This is a genomic window from Vibrio sp. V03_P4A6T147 (genome assembly GCF_002241085.1).
Lineage (GTDB): Bacteria > Pseudomonadota > Gammaproteobacteria > Enterobacterales > Vibrionaceae > Vibrio > Vibrio anguillarum.
The window spans coordinates 1-4,167 of record NZ_NDIO01000383.1 but is presented as its reverse complement, the minus strand read 5'-3'; the positions used below and the strand labels follow the sequence as shown (position 1 = coordinate 4,167).

3 protein-coding genes are annotated in these 4,167 nt (G+C 44.7%); 2 read left to right on the top strand and 1 reads right to left on the bottom strand.

Features of this window, described 5'->3' with window-relative positions; genetic code table 11:
- Window positions 1-82: 82 nt before the first annotated feature.
- Both ulaR and ulaG read left to right on the top strand, forming a co-directional pair.
- Complete coding sequence (gene ulaR, locus B9J84_RS14545; RefSeq protein ID WP_026027147.1) at window positions 83-838, top strand: HTH-type transcriptional regulator UlaR; 756 nt, start codon at window positions 83-85, stop codon at window positions 836-838.
- Window positions 839-961: 123 nt separating this feature from the next.
- Complete coding sequence (ulaG, locus tag B9J84_RS14540; RefSeq protein ID WP_013868344.1) at window positions 962-2,029, top strand: L-ascorbate 6-phosphate lactonase; 1,068 nt, start codon at window positions 962-964, stop codon at window positions 2,027-2,029.
- 101 nt (window positions 2,030-2,130) lie between these two features.
- On the opposite strand, the gene glgX is transcribed toward ulaG, so the two are convergent.
- The gene (gene glgX, locus B9J84_RS14535) at window positions 2,131-4,128 is read right to left on the bottom strand and encodes a glycogen debranching protein GlgX (protein ID WP_017048138.1); all 1,998 of its coding nucleotides are present in this window, start codon (window positions 4,126-4,128) and stop codon (window positions 2,131-2,133) included.
- Between the last annotated feature and the right edge of the window lie 39 nt (window positions 4,129-4,167).

Genomic DNA, 4,167 nt, shown 5'->3' with positions numbered 1-4,167 from the left:
TTGTAATGGATGAGAAATAGAATCAAAACACATCATAAATAATCACCAAGTAATCACTTGATGAAAAGATAAGGTGATAACCATGAACGAAGTACAAAGACATAACGAGATACTGTCTTTGCTAGACAATATGCGCACCATCAACGTCACGCATATTATTGAGAAATTTAACGTGTCACCAGCAACGGCCCGCCGCGATATTTCTAAGTTAGATGAGCTAGGTAAGCTGAAGAAAGTTCGCAATGGTGCTGAACGTTTAGAGATTAGAAAGCGAGCGTGGACGCCGTTAAATATCGACAGTACGGATCATTTCCATGAAAAATCACAGATTGCCATGGCTGCGGCTAAGCTCTGCAACCCAGGTGACAGTGTGGTAATTAACTGTGGTTCGACCGCCTTCTTGCTCGGTAAAGAGTTGTGTGGCCAAGATGTTCAAATCGTGACTAACTATTTCCCACTGGCCAGTTATCTTATCAATGAAGATCACGACGATGTGATCATCATTGGTGGGCAGTACAACAAAGCACAAAACATTTTCCTCAACCCCGCCCCTGATTCGTTAGGTGGTTATGCCGGACATTGGATGTTCACCAGTGGTAAAGGGCTGACGGAAAATGGCCTATACAAAACCGATATGCTCACCGCCGTTGCCGAGCAACAGATGCTAGAGCAAATCGGTAAGTTAGTGGTGGTAGTGGATAGTTCTAAAGTTGGGCAGCGTACGGGCATGCTATTTTGCCCCGCCAGCAAGGTTGATATTGTTATCACTGGCAAAGCCGCCGATCCGCAAGTTATCCAAGCGCTACAACAGCAGGGGACAGAAGTGATTCTGGTATAGAAAGCACTTCGTTCTACACATTCTAATAATAAACACAGGCTCAGTGTCTTCACCTTTGGTTAAGACGCTTGGCTCCCTACATCCAAAATTTGTCTAACTGATCGTGAAATAAAAGGTGTTGCTATGAGTAAAATTGATGAAATCACACGCGATTCATGGGTTCTCAGTACGTTTCCTGAGTGGGGAACTTGGCTGAATGAAGAGATAGAAAAGACCGAAGTGGAAGCTAACACCTTTGCTATGTGGTGGCTTGGTTGTACAGGCATTTGGCTAAAAAGTGCCGGTAATACCAATCTTTCGATCGATTTTTGGTGTGGGACGGGTAAGAAAACGCAAAAGAATGCCTTGATGAATCAACAGCATCAGATGATGCGTATGGGGGGCGTGCGTGAACTGCAACCCAACTTAAGAACGTCTCCTTTTGTGTTGGACCCATTTGGCATCAAAGAGATTGATGCGGTACTGGCGACGCATGATCACGCTGATCATATCGATATTAATGTCGCAGCAGCTGTGCTGCAAAACTGTGGTGAGCATGTGAAATTTATTGGGCCACAAGCTTGCGTTGACCTGTGGCAAGGCTGGGGAGTACCGAGTGAGCGCTGCATTGTGGCGAAAGTGGGTGATTGCATTGAAGTCGGCGATATCAGTATCCGAGTGCTGGACTCTTTTGATCGCACTGCGTTGATTACGCTGCCTAAAGGTGTTTCATCTTATGATAAGGGGATTCTTGATGGTATGGATGATCGCGCGGTCAACTACTTATTGGAAACCTCCGGTGGCTCAATCTACCATTCAGGTGATTCGCATTATTCGAACTACTATGCCAAGCATGGTAATGACTACAAGATTGATGTGGCGCTGCTCTCATACGGTGAAAACCCACGAGGCATCACAGATAAGCTGACTGCATCTGATATTTTGCGCGCAGGCGAGGCGTTAGATTGTGAAGTGGTGATCCCATTCCATCACGATATTTGGGCTAACTTCCAAAATGACCCGCGTGAAATTGAAGTATTGTGGCAAATGAAAAAAGATCGTCTGCAATACGGTTTTGCGCCATTCTTTTGGCAAGTGGGTGGAAAATACACCTACCCAACCGACAAAGGACGCATGCATTACCAGCATTTCAGAGGCTTTAAAGACATTTTTGTCGACGAACCAGAGCTGCCTTTCAAAGCATTCTTGTAATGTTCTGAAAGCAAAAATTAGAGAAGAGAAAGAGGCCAATTGGGCCTCTTTGTTTATTGGTAATCTCTTTGCTTATCGGTAGTGATGTACAGCACTTAATTTTATACTTCAGGTTGGTAGTGCAAAATTGTCATTGATATGGGCGACTGTAACAACTCCCCTTCTGCATGGCCGGGTTGTACGTTACGTAAATTGGTATCGCATATCACTTCCCAGTTTTGGTTACGATCTTTAGGTAGAGTAAAACGAGCGGGTGCATTGGTTTGGTTGATCAAATAGAGCATTTCAGCCCCATCCGATCCAATACCCATTTGCAACGCCACAGAACTTAAGCGGTTCCAATCATCATGTTCCATCAGTGTGCCATCCACGCGTCGCCAGAATACGCGGTTGGCATTACGTTCCTCACCGCTAAAAGCACGAATAAAGGGCACCATATAAAGGTGTCTTGCCGCCACCATTTGACTCAACCAATGTTTGAAGTAGCTTTTGCGTTCGGTCATGTTCCAGTCAAGCCAACTGATCTCATTGTCTTGGCAATAAGCGTTGTTATTACCTTGCTGAGTATGAGAAAGCACATCCGCGGTGAGAATATGAGGAATGCCAAAAGCAAAAAGTAAGCTCGCCATCATATTGCGTTTTTGCTTTTCGCGGGTTGCTTTTATCACCATGTTCTCGGTTTCGCCTTCGACGCCATAGTTGTCGGAGCGATTGTCACCGTGACCATCTCGGTTTTGTTCACCATTCGCTTCATTGTGCTTATGCTTGTATGACACCAAATCTTGCATGGTGAAGCCATCATGATAAGTGATGTAATTGACGGTCAGTTTGTAGGGCCAGTTGGCGGCACTGTACAAGTCGCGCGAGCCCATTAAGCGTGTGGCGAACTCTTTTAAATAGCCTTGATCGCCGCGCCAAAAGCTGCGTGTGATATCACGTAATTTGTCGTTACATTCATTCCAACCGAAAGGAAAATTGCCTACTTGGTAACCGTTTGGACCAATATCCCAAGGCTCTGCAATCAATTTGACTCGTTTTAATGTTGGATCTTGCGCCACCGCTTTAAAGAACGCAGCATCGGGGCTGAAATTATCGCCATTTCTTCCAAGCGTTGCGGCCAAATCAAAACGAAAACCATCGATTTGGTATTCGCTAACCCAGTAGCGCAGCGTGTCCATAACTAGGTTAAGGGCGGGTTGATAAGAGAGATCAATGGTGTTACCACAACCGGTAAAATTCGCGTAATGTTGGCCGTGTTTTAGATAATATTTAGGGTCGAGTGCTTTTAAATTGAAAATAGGCCCATCTTCGCCCCCCTCTGCTGAGTGGTTATAAACCACATCCAGTATCACTTCAATTCCGTGACGATGCAGTTCTCTGATAGCCGTTTTCAGTTCCGTTACCGCATCTTTTTGCGCATAACGTGGATCTGGCACCATAAACAGGTAGGGGTTATATCCCCAATAGTTGACTTTGCCCATATCCAATAGATGTGGCTCATGCATACAAGCCGCGATGGGCAGTAGCTGTAGTGTGTTGATGTTTTGCTTGCGATAAAACTCCAGCATCTCCTCACTGATTAAGCCTAAATAAGTACCTTGTTCTGCTTTAGGCACTCGTGGATTGAGTTTGGTCACCCCTTTGACATGGGTCTCAAATAAAATAGTCTTATCGCGAGGTATGTGTGGCTTTTTAGTTGATTGCCAATCGAATTGATCGTCGACCACGACACACTTAGGCAGCTCGAAACTCTTTTTTGAACTAAATGGTGTTTTATAGCCTAAGTTTTTATCTATCGCCTTCGCGTAGGGGTCGGAAATATAGTGCGGCTCGTCACCATTTAAAATGAGGTAACCGTATTTTTGCCCTGCTTTAATGTTTGGCACATGAGTGTACTTCACGCCCGCATATTCATTCTCTAACTCGTGGGTGGTGAAACTTCCCTGTTGATCAAACAGAGCGAGTAGAAGCTGTTTATTTGCTGGAGCATGAATAGCAAAATTGCAACCTGTGTTATCAAGGGTTGCACCGAGTGGGTAAGGGCTAGAAATAGTACATTTCATATGGGCATCTTTAATTGTTATTTTGCTGCACGTCATCGCTTTAAGTAAAAAGCTTTGTTGATATTAGGTCAAGAG